The sequence below is a fragment of the Paramesorhizobium salinisoli genome (genome assembly GCF_003335045.1).
GTDB classification, from domain to species: domain Bacteria; phylum Pseudomonadota; class Alphaproteobacteria; order Rhizobiales; family Rhizobiaceae; genus Paramesorhizobium; species Paramesorhizobium salinisoli.
Genome location: NZ_QOZG01000003.1, coordinates 378,583 through 394,037, shown reverse-complemented (window position 1 = coordinate 394,037; position 15,455 = coordinate 378,583). Strand labels below are relative to the sequence as shown.

Annotated in this window: 13 protein-coding genes and 1 tRNA gene; 7 read left to right on the top strand and 7 right to left on the bottom strand. The window is 59.6% G+C overall.

From position 1 onward, the window contains the following. Nucleotides 1–76 precede the first annotated feature (76 nt). Entirely contained in the window at nucleotides 77–2,197 is a 2,121-nt protein-coding gene (parE, locus tag DUT91_RS08845) for a DNA topoisomerase IV subunit B (protein WP_114439993.1), read from the bottom strand. A 275-nt stretch (nucleotides 2,198–2,472) separates the two neighbouring features. Between parE and DUT91_RS08840 the strand changes: the two genes are divergently transcribed. Beyond that, nucleotides 2,473–3,411, top strand: coding sequence for a DMT family transporter (locus DUT91_RS08840; RefSeq protein WP_245419638.1), 939 nt, complete (start codon nucleotides 2,473–2,475; stop codon nucleotides 3,409–3,411). Nucleotides 3,412–3,467: 56 nt separating this feature from the next. After that, nucleotides 3,468–5,477, top strand: a complete 2,010-nt coding sequence (locus tag DUT91_RS08835) for an acetyl-CoA carboxylase biotin carboxylase subunit (RefSeq protein WP_114440192.1) — start codon at nucleotides 3,468–3,470, stop codon at nucleotides 5,475–5,477. Between the two features lie 12 nt (nucleotides 5,478–5,489). Here DUT91_RS08835 and lipB read toward each other — a convergent pair whose 3' ends face one another. From lipB to folE, 5 genes are all read right to left on the bottom strand, one after another. Continuing rightward, complete coding sequence (gene lipB, locus DUT91_RS08830) at nucleotides 5,490–6,296, bottom strand: lipoyl(octanoyl) transferase LipB (RefSeq protein ID WP_114440191.1); 807 nt, start codon at nucleotides 6,294–6,296, stop codon at nucleotides 5,490–5,492. 226 nt (nucleotides 6,297–6,522) lie between these two features. Continuing rightward, nucleotides 6,523–6,607, bottom strand: a tRNA-Leu gene (locus DUT91_RS08825). Between the two features lie 179 nt (nucleotides 6,608–6,786). After that, nucleotides 6,787–7,713: a patatin family protein gene (locus DUT91_RS08820; protein ID WP_425373772.1), complete on the bottom strand. Its 927-nt coding sequence runs from the start codon at nucleotides 7,711–7,713 to the stop codon at nucleotides 6,787–6,789. A gap of 166 nt (nucleotides 7,714–7,879) precedes the next feature. Next, the gene (gene hisI, locus DUT91_RS08815) at nucleotides 7,880–8,335 is read right to left on the bottom strand and encodes a phosphoribosyl-AMP cyclohydrolase (RefSeq protein ID WP_114439991.1); all 456 of its coding nucleotides are present in this window, start codon (nucleotides 8,333–8,335) and stop codon (nucleotides 7,880–7,882) included. An 88-nt stretch (nucleotides 8,336–8,423) separates the two neighbouring features. Beyond that, nucleotides 8,424–9,047: a GTP cyclohydrolase I FolE gene (folE, locus tag DUT91_RS08810; protein WP_114439990.1), complete on the bottom strand. Its 624-nt coding sequence runs from the start codon at nucleotides 9,045–9,047 to the stop codon at nucleotides 8,424–8,426. 266 nt (nucleotides 9,048–9,313) lie between these two features. Here folE and DUT91_RS08805 point away from each other — a divergent pair, with 266 nt between their 5' ends. The 4 genes from DUT91_RS08805 (at nucleotide 9,314) to thrS (ending at nucleotide 13,587) form a co-directional block, all read left to right on the top strand. Next, a complete protein-coding gene (locus DUT91_RS08805; protein WP_114439989.1) occupies nucleotides 9,314–9,754 on the top strand; it encodes an iron-sulfur cluster assembly scaffold protein in 441 nt (146 codons plus the stop codon). 3 nt (nucleotides 9,755–9,757) lie between these two features. Then, nucleotides 9,758–10,129 (top strand): membrane protein insertion efficiency factor YidD, encoded by a 372-nt coding sequence (gene yidD, locus DUT91_RS08800; protein WP_114439988.1) that lies wholly within the window; start codon nucleotides 9,758–9,760, stop codon nucleotides 10,127–10,129. A gap of 113 nt (nucleotides 10,130–10,242) precedes the next feature. Then, nucleotides 10,243–11,442, top strand: coding sequence for a D-alanyl-D-alanine carboxypeptidase (locus tag DUT91_RS08795; protein WP_114439987.1), 1,200 nt, complete (start codon nucleotides 10,243–10,245; stop codon nucleotides 11,440–11,442). Between the two features lie 150 nt (nucleotides 11,443–11,592). Further along, a complete protein-coding gene (thrS, locus tag DUT91_RS08790; protein WP_114439986.1) occupies nucleotides 11,593–13,587 on the top strand; it encodes a threonine--tRNA ligase in 1,995 nt (664 codons plus the stop codon). Nucleotides 13,588–13,719: 132 nt separating this feature from the next. Here the strand turns inward: thrS and DUT91_RS08785 are convergent, their stop codons facing one another. Then, nucleotides 13,720–14,622: a hypothetical protein gene (locus tag DUT91_RS08785; RefSeq protein ID WP_245419660.1), complete on the bottom strand. Its 903-nt coding sequence runs from the start codon at nucleotides 14,620–14,622 to the stop codon at nucleotides 13,720–13,722. A gap of 241 nt (nucleotides 14,623–14,863) precedes the next feature. Between DUT91_RS08785 and DUT91_RS08780 the strand changes: the two genes are divergently transcribed. Continuing rightward, a complete protein-coding gene (locus DUT91_RS08780; protein ID WP_114439985.1) occupies nucleotides 14,864–15,454 on the top strand; it encodes a nitroreductase family protein in 591 nt (196 codons plus the stop codon). The last annotated feature ends 1 nt before the right edge of the window (nucleotide 15,455 follow it).

Genomic DNA, 15,455 nt, shown 5'->3' with positions numbered 1-15,455 from the left:
GATTTGCCTTCCTTTTTCTCGACTGATTGGAAGATAGGGCTTCCAATCGTGGGAAGGTCAAGGGGCAGCGATTGCCTTAAATATCCAACTCCTCGACGAATGCCGCGTGTTCCTGGATAAAGCGGAAGCGGGCTTCCGGCTTGGTCCCCATGAGATCGTCGACGGCGATCTTGGTCTGGGATGCGGTTTCCTCGGTGAGGGCCACACGCAGAAGCATGCGCTTGCGCGGGTCCATCGTCGTTTCCTTCAACTGCTCGGCGCGCATTTCGCCAAGGCCCTTGAAGCGGCCGATCTCGACTTTCCCCTTGCCGGTGAACTCGGTCTTCAGCAATTCGTCCTTGTGCGCGTCGTCGCGCGCATAGGCCGTCTTGCCTCCCTGTGAAAGGCGGTAGAGCGGCGGCACGGCGAGATAGAGATGGCCGCCACGGATCATGTTCGTCATCTCCTGATAGAAGAAGGTGATGAGCAGCGATGCGATATGCGCGCCATCGACATCAGCGTCGGTCATGATGATGACGCGGTCGTAGCGCAAATCCTCTTCGCGATATTTCGAACCCGTGCCGCAGCCGAGCGCCTGGATCAGATCGGCGAGCTGCTGGTTGGCCGAGAGCTTGTCGCGCCCGGCGCTCGCCACGTTCAGGATCTTGCCGCGCAGCGGCAGCACGGCCTGCGTCGCGCGATTACGCGCCTGTTTGGCGGAGCCACCTGCCGAATCGCCCTCGACGATGAAGAGTTCCGCGCCTGCGGCGGCATTCTGCGTGCAATCGGCGAGCTTGCCGGGCAGGCGAAGCTTGCGCACCGCGCTCTTGCGGGTGACTTCCTTTTCCTGACGTCGGCGCACGCGCTCCTCGGCGCGCTCGACCACCCAGTCGAGCAGCTTGGAGGCTTCCTGCGGCGAGGCGGCGAGCCAATGGTCGAAGGGATCGCGGATGGCGTTCTCGACGATGCGCTGCGCTTCCGTTGTCGCCAGCCTGTCCTTGGTCTGGCCGACGAATTCCGGCTCACGGATGAAGACGGACATCATGGCGGCGGCTGAGATCATCACGTCGTCGGTGGTAACAATTGAGGCGCGCTTGTTGTTGGTGAGTTCTGCATAGGCTTTCAGCCCGCGCGTCAGCGCGATGCGCAGGCCCGCCTCATGCGTGCCGCCTTCTGCTGTCGGAATGGTGTTGCAATAGGAATTCACAAAACCATCGCCGCCATGCCAGGTGACGGCCCATTCGACCGCGCCGTGCCCGCCCTCTTTTTCGGTCTTGCCGGCGAAAATCTCGCGTGTGACCTGATATTCCTTGCCGAGCGATGCGGAAAGATAATCCTTCAGGCCGCCGGGAAAATGGAAAACCGCTTTTTCAGGCGTATCTTTCCGGGGATCGAGCAGCGAGGGATCGCAGCTCCAGCGAATTTCGACGCCGCCGAACAGATAGGCCTTGGAGCGCGCCATGCGGCAGAGCCGGACCGGATCGAACCGCGCGCTCTTGCCGAAAATATCTGGATCGGGATGGAAGCGCACGCGCGTGCCGCGGCGGTTATGAACCTCGCCCAGCTCCTCAAGTCCACCTTGCGGAATGCCGCGCGAAAAGCGCTGGCGGTAGAGCTTGCGTCCGCGCGCGACTTCCACTTCCAGAACGTCCGAAAGCGCGTTGACCACGGAAACGCCGACGCCGTGCAGGCCGCCGGATGTCTCATACGCCTTGCCGTCGAACTTACCGCCGGCATGGAGCTTGGTCATGATGACTTCGAGCGTCGATTTTCCCGGCACCTGGGGATGGTTCTCGACGGGAATGCCGCGTCCATTATCCGTGACCGTCAGGAAACCTTCTGCATCGAGATGCACCTCGATGAAATTGGCGTGGCCAGCCACTGCCTCGTCCATGGAATTGTCGATGACTTCGGCGAACAGATGATGCAGCGCCTTTTCATCCGTGCCGCCGATATACATGCCCGGACGCAGCCGCACCGGCTCCAGGCCTTCGAGAACGCGAATGGCCGAGGCATTATAGTCGTCATTGTCGACGCGCAGGGCTGCGCGCAGTGGAGCAGGCGTGGTGGTGACCGGCGGAACGGGCGAGGGCGCCTTTGCCGTCGCCAGGCCCGTGGCCAGGGGCACGGCTATAGTGGGCTCCGCAGTCTCCTGCACAGCCTGGCGCTCCCGCGCGTTGTTCACAACCCTCGAGAAGAGATCGTTACTGTCATCCATATGGTCGGATCGGCCCCATTTCACTGTAAAATCGAATCACCGGGATAGTGCCATGCTTCGCCACCGAAGGCGACAAAGGTTCGCTTTCCGTTCCCATCATTTAGCATGATATCCGGGGATTGCTTGCCAATTCTTAACCAGGAATTACGGCGAGAAAGCGAGAAAAGTCAAATGGCTGGTCGTCGCATGACGATAAACGGCAATGGCGCGGCGGGCGGCAATGGCGTATGGAATCGGTTTTGAGTTCTCCGTTCAGCCTATTTGCAGGTTCCCTGATGCAGGAAAAGATGCAGCCTTCCGTGATGCCGCCGCATGTCAGGGGCATGATCGTCATGGTCACCGCGATGATGTTCCTGCCGCTCCTCGACGCGATAGGCAAATGGCTCGCCACCGTCGACAGCCTGCCGCCGGCCACGATCTCCTTCTCCCGCTTTTTCGTCCAGTCGCTGCTGACATTGGTCATCATTCTGGGAATGAGTGGGATCAAGGGGCTCAGCACACATAATCTGACCGGAAATCTGATCCGCGGCGCACTGATGGGGCTCGGCAGCCTCTGCTTCTTCGCCGCAGTGAAATACATGCCGCTTGCCGATGCGATTGCCATCTTCTTCGTCGAGCCGCTGCTGCTGACGCTGCTTTCGGCCTTCATCCTCAAGGAAGATGTGGGATGGCGGCGCCTTACAGCCGTCGTGGTTGGCTTCATCGGCACGCTGATCGTCATCCAGCCGAGTTGGGAGCTCTTTGGCTGGGTTTCGCTGCTGCCGCTCGGCACGGCGGCGTGCTTTGCCGTCTATCTCATCATGAACCGCAAATATGGGGTCGCCGACAGTCCGATGGTCATGCAATTCTATGCCGGTGTCGGGGGAACGGCGTTTTCGGCGCTGGTGCTCATGGCCGGCGAGATTCTCGGCCACACCGACATGCGGTTCGGTCTGCCAACAATCGGGCTGTCCTGGGGACTGCTGCTGGCGATGGGGGCCATCGCCACGGTGGGCCATCTCCTGGTGGTGCAGGCCTTCCGGCTCGCGCCGGCGTCGGTTCTGGCGCCGTTCCAATATTTCGAGATCGTCATGGCGGTGCTGATCGGCCTCATCGTCTTCAATGAGTTTCCGACGCCGTCGAAATGGCTCGGCATTTTCATCATCGCCGGATCCGGCATCTATGTGTTCATGCGCGAGCGCAGTAGAACGCAGGAGGCGAAAACACTCGCCTGATGCTCTTCCGGCATCGCATGATTTTGCTGTATGACGAGGAGGGAGGAGACGGCCGGATGTTCAAGAAAATACTGATCGCAAATCGCGGGGAAATTGCCTGCCGCGTGATCAAGACCGCGCGCAGGATGGGGATTGCGACAGTCGCTGTCTTTTCCGATGCCGACCGGGACGCATTGCATGTCGAAATGGCTGATGAGGCCGTGCATATCGGTCCGTCCACGGCATCCGAGAGCTATCTCGTCGCCGAAAAGATCATCCAGGCCTGCCGAGAAACAGGCGCCGAGGCCGTGCATCCGGGGTATGGCTTTCTTTCCGAGCGCGCTTCCTTCTGTGAGGCACTGGAACGGGAGAGTATCGTCTTCATCGGGCCGAAGCCTCGAGCCATCGTCGCGATGGGCGACAAGATCGAATCGAAGAAGTTCGCCAAAGCGGCAAAGGTGAGCACAGTTCCGGGATCGCTCGACGTGATCATGGATGCCGCCCATGCCGAGCGCATCGCCGGCGATATCGGCTATCCCGTCATGATCAAGGCTTCGGCGGGCGGCGGCGGCAAGGGCATGCGCATCGCGTGGGATGCCTCCGAGGTCCGCGACGGCTTCGAACGGGCGCGTTCGGAGGCGAAGAATTCCTTCGGCGACGATCGCGTGTTCATCGAGAAGTTCATTGTCGAGCCGCGCCATATCGAAATTCAAGTCCTGGCCGACGCCTATGGCAATTGCCTTTATCTGGGCGAGCGAGAATGCTCTATCCAGCGGCGCAACCAGAAGATCGTCGAGGAAGCGCCGTCGCCTTTCCTGGACGAGGCAACGCGGCGCGCCATGGGCGAACAGGCGGTGGCGCTGGCAAAGGCGGTCGATTATCAGAGCGCCGGCACGGTCGAATTCATCGTCGACAAGGACCGCAATTTCTATTTCCTGGAGATGAATACCCGGTTGCAGGTCGAGCATCCCGTGACCGAGTTGATTACCGGCATCGATCTGGTCGCGCAGATGATCCGCATCGCCAGCGGCGAGAAGCTGGCGCTCAACCAGGCGGATATCGAACTGAAGGGCTGGGCGATCGAAAGCCGCCTCTATGCCGAGGATCCCTACCGTAATTTCCTGCCTTCCACGGGAAGGCTGACGCGTTATCGCCCGCCCGCCGAGGGACTTCAGGGCAAGGCCATCATCCGCAATGACACCGGCGTGGTGGAAGGCTCTGAAATCTCGATGTTCTACGATCCCATGGTGGCCAAGCTTTGCACATGGGCCCCGACACGGATGGAGGCGATCGACGCGATGGCCGATGCGCTCGACACTTTCGTCGTCGACGGTGTCGCGCACAATATCCCGTTCCTCTCCGCGCTTATGCAGCACCCGCGCTGGCGCGAGGGGCGGCTTTCGACGGCGTTCATCGCGGAAGAGTTTCCTGACGGTTTTCAGCCGGTCATCCCCGATGAAAGCGATCTGGAGGTTCTGGCCGCGATAACGCTGGCCGCCGAGCTCGCTCGCAAGCATCGCCTGGACCATTTCGCGGACCGGCTGCGGCCGCATTCCGGCAAAGTCAGCGCGCAATGGGAGGTCAGGATCGGCGAGCGCTATTTCCCGATTGTGCTTCATGAGGCAAAGGCAAAGCCTCCGGCCCATTTTGTCATGAATATCGGCGGGAAGACCATGGCTTTGCGCAGCGACTGGAAGCCGGGTGAGATGATCTGGAGCGGGCTGATCGGCGAGCGTGCCGTGAATGCCCAGATCAGGCCAGTGCTCAACGGTGTGCGTATAGACTGGATGGGCATGTCGGTCATTTCGCGCGCCATGTCGCCCCGGGTCGCTGAACTCGACAGGCTGATGCCGATGAAAGCGCCGCCGGACACATCGAAAATGCTGCTTTGCCCCATGCCGGGCCTCGTTGTCTCGATCAATGTCGCTACGGGGCAGGAGGTCAAGGCGGGTGAAACGCTGGCGGTCGTGGAAGCGATGAAGATGGAAAATGTTCTGCGCGCCGAGCGTGACCTGGTCGTATCCGCGATCAACGCCAAAAAGGGCGAAAGCCTCGCCGTTGATGCCGTGATCATGGAATTCGAATGATCAGCCGCCCATTCAATTATTTGGGCAATTATTCGGGGCGATAGGGCCGAAGACGCTCTGAAATGCCTTGGCAAGCGCAAGATCGAGATCCGGCATCGTCAGCGGCAGCCCAAGATCGACAAGGCTGGTGACGCCGTGCTCGCTCACGCCGCAGGGCACGATACCCCCGAAATGGGCGAGTTCCGGCTCGACATTGATGGCGATGCCGTGAAAACTCACCCAGCGCCGCAGCCTGATGCCTATGGCGGCAATCTTGTCTTCCGCAGGCGAGCCATCCGCAAGGCGCGGCTTTTCCGGACGCGTGACCCAGACGCCGACGCGATCCTCCCGCCGCTCGCCCCTGACGTTGAACTCGGCCAGTGTGCGGATGATCCATTCCTCGAGTGAGGTGACGAAGGCGCGGACATCCTCGTGGCGGCGCTTCAAATCGAGCATGACATAGGCCACGCGCTGGCCGGGGCCGTGATAGGTATATTCGCCGCCGCGTCCCGTCTGGAAGACAGGAAACCGGTCGGGCGCGAGCAGGTCGCTCGCCCTGGCGCTGGTACCGGCCGTATAGAGCGGCGGGTGCTCGACGAGCCAGACGAGTTCCGGCGCGCTTCCCTCGCGAATTGCTGCAACGCGTGATTCCATGAAGGCGAGGGCCGCGGGATAATCGGTCAACCCATCGGCGACGAGCCATTCCACCGGCGGCGAATCGTTTGCGGGAAGGAATGTGGCGGGAAGGGCGGAACGCTCCCTGCGCTCGCCTGTCTGAGAAGGTGGCAAATCGCCAGTTGAAGAGCTAGGGGCTGTGCCAATGGGGTAGCTTGTGGTCATGATCGTCCCATATGGACCTTTTGCCGCCGAACTTCCAGACAGGACATGAAAATGCGGACGGAAGCCCACCGGATCAAGGGCGATGTCATAGGGATGGAGCGAGTGTTCGAAGCAATGAACAGCGCATCCGGCGAGCCGACCTGTCCCGCGCATGGATATGATGTAGGACACATAAAAATTCAAACTGCTGATTTAAAAACAAAAAACCCTGCCGAAGCAGGGTTGTTGGTGCGGTCGAGAAGACTCGAACTTCCACGGGTTGCCCCACAGCGACCTCAACGCTGCGCGTCTACCAATTCCGCCACGACCGCACGTGGTAGAGCCGAACTCATCGGCTCGCGGCATGTAGCAAATCGGTTTGGGGGAAACAAGCCCAATGTCGGGTTTAAAGAGTCTTTTTATTGAAGCTGCCGGAGAGGGAGAAGATGACCGTCGCATGGCCGGGGTGTAACCCTGCGCCGGCATGTTTCGCTTTTGCTCTCCGCGTGAACTACACCAGCACCTTCTGCAGCCGCTTGATATCGTTCAAATGCTTCATCGTCTCCCGATAGCCCATGGCGATGGCCTCGTCGGCACGATGAAATTCGGTGAGGCCGATATGGCCGACTGTTGGCAGGAGCGAAATGTCGGGCGGATCGCCAGCCATGCGGGCGCGCGAAATCCGGTCCTGGATAATATTGAAGGCTTCCATCATCACGCCTGTGATGCCGATGCGCGTCTCACGTCCCATCCGGGCGTCACCGCCGCGGCCCATATCCGCATTCAGCAGTTGTTCCTGCTGCTGGCTGATATGTTTGACCACCGCGGCACGGCCGAATTGGTCGTAGTGCAGGTTGACGGCAAGCACGAGCGGCTGCTCGTTGGCCCGGCATACCGAGACCGGAACCGGATTGACCAATGCGCCATCGACTAGAAGCCGGCTGCCGATGCGCACCGGTTCGAACACGCCCGGCAGGGCATAGGACGCCCGCATCGCCGTTACCAGCGAACCGTTGGAAAGCCATATCTCGTGGCCCGTGCGCAATTCGGTGCAGACGGCTGTGAAAGGCTTGCTCAGGTCGGCGAAGGTCACGCCTTCCAGATGTTCGCGCAGGCGTCCGTCCAGCTTCATGCCGCCGAAAAGGCCGCTGCCGCGCAATGTGATGTCGAGGAGATTGAACATGCGACGCCGGGTCAGTCCGCGCGCGAATTCTTCAAGCTCATCCAGCTTTCCCGCGAGATAGCAGCCGCCTACCAGTGCACCTATGGAGGTGCCGGCGATCATGGATATCTCAATGCCCGCCTCATCGAGAGCCCTGAGCACGCCGATATGGGTCCAGCCGCGAGCGGCGCCGCCGCCAAGAGCCAATGCGATGGGGGTCTTGCGCTCGCTCTGGATCTCAACAGGTTCCTCAGGCGGGGAAGCCCCATCCTTCATGTCGCCATTCCGCACACCACTTCCTGCGCCGCCGCTTTCCGAAACCGCACGATTTTTCCGCGAAACCCACTCGAGCACACCAAATACTCCTCATCGAACGATGATGATGTTATGAAAATAAGGTATCGAAGGAATAAATGTCGCAGAAAAATGGCCAAGCCTATCTTTATACGATCTTTTGATCGGCCGAAGAGAGATGGACATGCGGCTCCTGTTTATCTTTGAGCAGCACGGCCTGGCCGTTTTCCAGCGACACGACACGGTAGAAGCAGGAGCGTCGGCCCGTGTGGCAGGTCGCGCCATGGCCGGCAACATTCACCTTGAGCCATACGGCATCCTGGTCGCAATCGGTGCGGATTTCGACCACTGTCTGGAGATTTCCGGAGGTTTCGCCCTTCTTCCACAGCTCGCCGCGCGAACGCGACCAGTAATGCGCTATGCCGGTTTCGAGCGTCAGGCGCAACGCGTGCGCGTTCATATGGGCGACCATGAGCAACTCACCGTCGCTCGCATCGGTGACGACAGCAGTGACAAGGCCAGAGGCATCGAAACGCGGAGCAAAGATCGCGCCTTCCTCGTTCTCGGCCTTGCTGGCGTAGGGTTGTGGAAATGGGGACGTCATTTATGCACCTTTGGCCGCCGGCAGATCTTGAAACAAACAAGGGGCCGGGCAGGGGAAAATTATCCTCCCGCCCAGCCGCCATATGCGGTCAGCCGTGCCGTACCATGGTCATGAAGCGCACCTGCTCGTTGATGTCTTCCTGATATGCGCCCCTGAAGGTCGTGGTGATCGTGGTCGATCCCTGCTTGCGGATGCCGCGCATCGACATACACATGTGATCAGCCTCGATCATCACGGCGACCCCGCGCGGGCGCAAAATGGTGTCCATCGCGTCCGCAATCTGCGCCGTTATGCTTTCCTGCGTCTGCAGGCGACGGGCAAAGATATCCACGAGACGGGCAATCTTGGACAGGCCGACGACCTTGCCGTCCGGCAAATAGGCAATGTGGGCCTTGCCGACGACGGGCAACATGTGATGCTCGCAATGTGAGTGGAATTCGATATCTTTCACCAGAACGGCGTCGTTGAAGCCCGAAACTTCCTCGAAAGTGGTGCCGAGCACCTCTTCAGGAGATTCGTTGTAGCCGGAGAAAAGTTCCTTATAGGATTTCACCACGCGTTTCGGCGTGTCGAGCAGGCCCTCGCGATCCGGATCGTCTCCAGCCCAGAGCAGAAGCGTGCGCACGGCGGCTTCCGCTTCTTTCTGAGTCGGACGCACAACCGATTTGGCCGGGCGTGCGAGAGTTCCGCGGAGGTTCAAAATAGCGTCCATCAGTATCTCCCGTAGTCTCCTTCGAGGAGGAGACGAGTTAAACGGACAATACAACGATGCGCTTTCATGAGCGGGCGGTGTATTGATGGCGAACGGTCCGTTTGGGGCTCCGTCCGGTTCTCTGGCGCGTGCAAAGGCGGTTCGGCCTTGGCGCTCACAGGTTACATATTATATAGATTGAAATTTGCATATTCAAAGAGCTCCGCAGCGACAATATTTAGCGCATGTGCGTGAAATTCAGGCTGTCTGCGCAAAGGGTCCGCCTCATGATCGACGAAATCTACAACGCCCGGATATTGGAATTTGCCGGAAACATTCAGCGAATGGGGCGTCTCGATGCGCCGGATGCAAGCGCAACGGCCCATTCCAAGCTGTGCGGATCGACCGTCACCGTCGATCTGATGATGCGGGATGGCGTAGTGGTCGATTTCGCCCATGAGGTGAAAGCCTGCGCCCTCGGGCAGGCTTCGTCCTCCGTCATGGCGCGCCATGTGATCGGCGCGACGGCGGACGAATTGAAAGCCGTGCGTGAAATCATGCTGCGCATGCTGAAGGAAAACGGCGCACCGCCGCATGGGCGTTTTGAGGATCTGAAATTTCTCGAACCGGTGCGCGACTACAAGGCGCGCCATGCCTCCACCCTGCTGACCTTCGATGCGGTCGTCGATTGCATCGAGCAGATCGAGAAGAAGAATGCGGCGGCCTGAGCCATGTGCGGAAAGGATACGCATTCGCACGACACCGTGGCGGCCCCCCGCAAGCGCTATAGCCGCAATTTCGACGGTTCGTGGCGTAAGACCCCGGGCCGCCTGTTCGGAACGGCGCTGGTGCGGCTTTACCAACTGACGTTGTCGGGTTTCATCGGCAATTCCTGCCGGCATCTGCCTACCTGCTCGGAATATGCCTATGAGGCCATCGCCCGCCACGGCCTTTGGACCGGCGGGTGGATGGGGTTGTTCCGCGTCATGCGCTGCGGACCGGGCGGCACGCATGGGCTCGACCCCGTGCCTGAAACGCTGAATCCGGATATGGCCTGGTATTTACCCTGGCGCTACTGGAACTGTTCGACCGGCAGAAAATGACCTCGCGAACTTAAATTCGGGAGTGACTGAAATCCTGGGCGACATCGTGTCTTTTTTGAGCCGCAATTCGCCTCCATTCCCCCTCCTGTCGTTCACAATCCTACGAGCCATTTATGCTGAAATTGTCTGGCCGTTTGTCGCGGTTCATCGCATCCTTTGCGCTTGGCCTTGGGGTTTTTTGCGCGTCTGCCGCAATGGCGAGCACCTCATGGGTCGTATTCGACGCCCAGAGCGGACAAATTCTCGGTCAGGATGATGCGAATGTGCAGCGCGCGCCTGCTTCGCTGGCAAAGATGATGACGCTCTATCTTGCCTTCGAAGCTTTGAATACCGGCAGGCTGCATTGGGACGATGCAATGCCGGTTTCGAAAAATGCGGCGGCCAAGGTTCGCATGAAACTCTATTTGAAGCCCGGCGAGACGATCACGGTGCGCGATGCAATCAACGGCATGATCGTCATTTCCGCCAATGACGCGGCCACCGTGCTGGGCGAACATATGGCAGGGTCGGAAGCGGCATTTGGCCGATTGATGACGAACCGTGCTCGTCAACTCGGTATGAAAAGCACGTTCTTCGTCAATCCTTCCGGGCTCACGGCGAAGATGACGCAGCTCACGACTGCTCGGGACATGGCCGTGCTGGGCATGGCGTTGCGCCGTGATTTTCCGCAGCAGTATGAGCTGTTTTCACAGCGTTCTGTCACTTTCCGGAACAGAGTGCTGAACGGCCACAACAATCTGATGTACCGTTACCAGGGTGTAGATGGCATCAAGACCGGCTATACGGATGTATCGGGCTATAACCTTGTCTCATCTGCGATCATCAACGACAAGCAACTGGTTGGCGTGGTGCTGGGCGCCGGGTCGGCGCGCCAGCGCGACGATCAGATGGCGAAGCTGCTGACGCGTTACAGCGGGGAGAGCGTGGACACCGGAAAAGAAATGGTGGCCGCGGTGAAGCCGCAGCCGGCCCCGGCCGATAGTTCACAAGCCGATCCGGTGGCCAGTTTGATCGATGATTCCCAGATCGAACAGGGTGACGGCGGTTCTTCACTTGCGCCTAATTCCGGCGTGGTGTGGGCGATCCAGCTCGGCGCGCCACCAACGCTCGCGGGTGCGCAGAAGCTTCAAACAGAACTGCGCGCCGCAGTCGACAAGGTGGCTTCGGGACTGAAAGCAGTTATTTCGCCTGCTGAAAAACGCCGCAAGGTCTATCGTGTGCGCTTTGCAGGGTTCACGAATTCAGCTTCCGCCCAAAAGGCGTGCGAGCAGTTGAAGCGCCAGAAGATCGACTGCCTTCCGATTCAAAACTGAAGACTGTAATGGCTTCGGTAAAATCTTGGCAGACGCATTTGCCGGCGGGTGCCGCGCTTTACTGGCCAGGCAAATGGGATTAGAAGCCGAACGTCAATTTTCATGTTGAACCACCCGCATTCGTTGGCGGGACTGGATAGGAATATCTCGATGAGCAACCTCGTATCCCTAGAATTCCCCGATGGTTCCAGGCGCGAATACGACGCCGCGATGACCGGTGCCCAATTGGCGGAATCCATTTCCAAATCGCTAGCGAAAAAGGCCGTGGCCTATGTGGTCGATGGCACGGTGCGGGATCTCTCTGATCCGCTGGCCGCATCAGGCAAGGTCGAAATCCTCACCCGTGAAGATCCGCGCGCGCTCGAACTCATCCGCCACGACGCCGCTCACGTATTGGCGGAAGCCGTGCAGGAGATATGGCCGGGGACGCAGGTGACGATCGGGCCAGTCATCGAGAACGGTTTTTATTACGATTTCGCCAAGAACGAGCCCTTCACACCGGAAGATTTGCCGGTCATCGAGAAGAAGATGCGCGAGATCATTGCGCGCAACAAGCCGTTCACCAAGGAGATATGGTCGCGCGAGAAGGCGAAGGAAGTCTTTGCCGCGAAGGGCGAGAACTACAAGGTTGAACTGGTCGATGCCATTCCGGAGGGGCAGGATCTCAAGATCTACGCCCAGGGCGACTGGTTCGATCTCTGCCGCGGTCCGCATATGGCCTCCACGGGGCAGATCGGCAATTCGTTCAAGCTGATGAAGGTCGCAGGCGCCTATTGGCGCGGTGACAGCAACAATCCGATGCTGTCACGCATCTATGGCACCGCTTTCGCCAATGATAATGATCTCAACGGCTACCTCACCATGCTGGAGGAGGCGGAGAAGCGCGACCATCGCCGGCTGGGGCGCGAGATGGACCTGTTCCACTTCCAGGAGGAGGGGCCGGGCGTCGTCTTCTGGCATTCCAAGGGCTGGCGGATGTTCCAGAACCTGGTTTCCTATATGCGCCGTCGTCTCGATGGCACCTATGAGGAGGTGAACGCGCCGCAGGTGCTCGATTCCTCGCTTTGGCAGACCTCGGGTCACTGGGGCTGGTACAAGGAGAACATGTTCAAGGTTCTCTGCGCCGACGACGAGGCGGAGGACCAGCGCGTGTTCGCGCTGAAGCCGATGAACTGTCCCGGCCATGTGATGATCTTCAAGCACGGCCTGAAATCCTATCGCGATCTGCCGATCCGGCTTGCCGAATTCGGCGCGGTGCATCGCTACGAACCATCCGGTGCGCTGCACGGGTTGATGCGCGTGCGCGGCTTCACGCAGGACGACGCGCATATCTTCTGCACCGAGGAGCAGCTTGCCGGTGAGTGCATGGAAATCAATGATCTGATCCTCTCCACCTATGCGGATTTCGGCTTCAAGGAAGTGGTGGTGAAGCTATCCACAAGGCCGGAAAAGCGGGTTGGCTCGGATGAATCCTGGGACCGCGCCGAAGGCATCATGATGGACGTGTTGAAGCGCATCGAGGCGGAATCGGGCGGGCGTATCAAGACCGATATCCTGCCGGGCGAAGGTGCGTTCTACGGTCCGAAGTTCGAGTATACGCTGCGTGACGCCATCGGTCGCGAATGGCAATGCGGCACGACGCAGGTGGACTTCAACCTGCCGGAACGCTTCGGCGCCTTCTATATCGACAAGAATTCGGAGAAGATGCAGCCTGTGATGGTGCACCGCGCCATCTGCGGCTCGATGGAGCGCTTTCTCGGCATTCTCATCGAGAATTATGCGGGGCATTTCCCGCTGTGGTTCGCGCCTCTGCAGGTGGTGGTGGCGACGATCACGTCGGACGCTGACGATTACGCGCAGGATGTGGCGCGCCGTCTGAAGGCGGCGGGACTGATTGCCGAGGCCGATCTTCGCAACGAGAAGATCAATTACAAGGTCCGCGAGCACAGCTTGGCCAAGGTGCCGGTCATCCTCGTCTGCGGCAAGCGCGAGGCAGAGGAGGGGACCGTGAATATCCGTCGGTTCGGCTCACGCGACCAGGAGTCGCTGACGCTCGACGAGGCAATCAGGCGCCTTTCCGAGGAAGCCACACCGCCGGACATTCGCCGGGAGCGAAAGGCGCTGGAGGCGAAGGCTACGGTGTAGTCTCCGTCGATAGGCGCATGCCCGCAAGAAGTGGAAAAGCCGCGGAGGAATTTCGCGGCTTTTTATTTTAGGTAATGATGAACACGGAATTGCGCTTCTTCACAACGCCAACGCCTCTGACAATGAAACACGTCAATCAAGCGATTCGCCGTCAGCCGGCTCGTAATCGCCGTTGGCCAGAACCTCGACTTCTTCGTTCTGGCCCGAAATCACCTTGAAATCGCGCTGGTAGATGCGGTCCTTGTTCTTGGCGATGGCGACATATTCGCCTTCCGCCAGGACCATTGAGGCAAAGGCACCGACACTTTCCCGCACAGGGTCGCCCGATGCGTTGACGACCGACCAGGAGGTATCGGCCATGGCCTCGCCGCCGCGTTCGCGCACCAGCTTCATCGTGACCTGCGCCGCGCGATGCTCCATCGTGGCTTCCGTCAGCTTGCCCGCTTCAACACGAATATCGGCACGGATGATGGCGTTGGCGGTGCCGTAATTGGATACGACGTGGTAGGTTCCGGTATTGAGGCGCACGACGCTGTTTGGCTTTACATCCGGAATGATCAGAGAACGGTCGCTGTCATTGTCGTCGTCGTCTTCATAGATCGAGAAACGCAGCAGCTTTTCGGGAATCTTGCCGCCGCTCGGCAGCACGGCGTTGAGCTTTAACCCGCCCGCATCGAGGATCATGCTTTCGTGCCGCGTGCCCTTGTGCATGGTGATGCGCTTGGTGGCGCCGGCACGGCCGAAGGCGACATGCACGAGATAGCTACCCTCCGGCAGATGAAACGCCGTCGTGCCGCCCTTTGAACTCGCAATCAGCGCCAGCTTGTCATCGTCGCCCGGTTCCGGCGAAAACACGCGCCAGACGAGGCCCCGCTCGATATCCGGGTCGCCGTCCTTGAGTTTTGCTTCCAGGATGAGCTCGGAGGTATTGGCAAGCGGCTTGTTTTCCGGCGCTTCAGGATTGGCATATTCGCTGAGACCGGGGAGTTGGATCTTCGGTGTAGCCAATTTCTCCTGCGCCGATACCGGTGGCATGGAGGCAAGAATACCCGCTCCCGCAATGAGCGGAAGCACGATTGCCAGATAGCCGAGGCGCTGCATCAAAGAGAATGGCATGCGGAGAAATCCCATGCCAAGTTTTGAGACGAATCCAATGGCAATTTCAAGGCTGAATTTTTGTCTGCATCTCTTTACACCGGTTCTTTCAACGCCGATGTATGGAGCGGCTTCCTGCCTGCCGTTCACAGGCCGAAATTCTCTCGCACAGGACAAAATCTTGACATCTCCCGTTCTCGACTTTCTGCTGCAGCGCAGCTCGACCCCGATTTCGGCCATTGGCGAGCCGGGGCCCGGCGACGACGACATCCAGACCATGATTCGCGCCGCGACCCGCGTACCGGATCATGGACGGCTGACGCCGTGGCGCTTCATCATCTATCGCGGCATGGCGCGTGATGAGGTCGGTCAATATCTGGCCGCTCTGGCGGAAGAGCGCGAGGGGCCGCTGTCCGAGGCGCGGCGCGAGCAGGAACTGAAGCGTTTTGCCCGCGCACCCATTGTCATCGGCATCATTTCATCTCCGGTCGCACATGAGCGTATTCCCGAATGGGAGCAGTTCCTGTCGGCGGGCGCGGCGGCAATGAATCTCTGCATCGCCGCCAATGCGCTGGGCTATGCGACCAACTGGGTCACCAACTGGTATTCCTCCGATGAAAAAGGGCGGACGCTGCTTGGGCTTGCGCCGCACGAGCGCGTCGCCGGCTTCGTTCATATCGGCACTTGCGACTTGAAGGTGCCGGAGCGCCCGCGTGCCGAACTCGCTGAAATCGTTTCCGAATATGCCGGCCCCTGGCGGGAGGTTCGCTGAA

What these genes read in the sequence shown, in the direction of transcription:
- parE (WP_114439993.1), bottom strand. Translation starts at nt 2,197, where the DNA reads ATGGATGACAGTAACGATCTCTTCTCGAGGGTTGTGAACAACGCGCGG.
- DUT91_RS08840 (WP_245419638.1), top strand. Translation starts at nt 2,473, where the DNA reads ATGCAGGAAAAGATGCAGCCTTCCGTGATGCCGCCGCATGTCAGGGGC.
- DUT91_RS08835 (WP_114440192.1), top strand. Translation starts at nt 3,468, where the DNA reads ATGTTCAAGAAAATACTGATCGCAAATCGCGGGGAAATTGCCTGCCGC.
- lipB (WP_114440191.1), bottom strand. Translation starts at nt 6,296, where the DNA reads ATGACCACAAGCTACCCCATTGGCACAGCCCCTAGCTCTTCAACTGGC.
- DUT91_RS08820 (WP_425373772.1), bottom strand. Translation starts at nt 7,713, where the DNA reads ATGAAGGATGGGGCTTCCCCGCCTGAGGAACCTGTTGAGATCCAGAGC.
- hisI (WP_114439991.1), bottom strand. Translation starts at nt 8,335, where the DNA reads ATGACGTCCCCATTTCCACAACCCTACGCCAGCAAGGCCGAGAACGAG.
- folE (WP_114439990.1), bottom strand. Translation starts at nt 9,047, where the DNA reads ATGGACGCTATTTTGAACCTCCGCGGAACTCTCGCACGCCCGGCCAAA.
- DUT91_RS08805 (WP_114439989.1), top strand. Translation starts at nt 9,314, where the DNA reads ATGATCGACGAAATCTACAACGCCCGGATATTGGAATTTGCCGGAAAC.
- yidD (WP_114439988.1), top strand. Translation starts at nt 9,758, where the DNA reads ATGTGCGGAAAGGATACGCATTCGCACGACACCGTGGCGGCCCCCCGC.
- DUT91_RS08795 (WP_114439987.1), top strand. Translation starts at nt 10,243, where the DNA reads ATGCTGAAATTGTCTGGCCGTTTGTCGCGGTTCATCGCATCCTTTGCG.
- thrS (WP_114439986.1), top strand. Translation starts at nt 11,593, where the DNA reads ATGAGCAACCTCGTATCCCTAGAATTCCCCGATGGTTCCAGGCGCGAA.
- DUT91_RS08785 (WP_245419660.1), bottom strand. Translation starts at nt 14,622, where the DNA reads ATGCCACCGGTATCGGCGCAGGAGAAATTGGCTACACCGAAGATCCAA.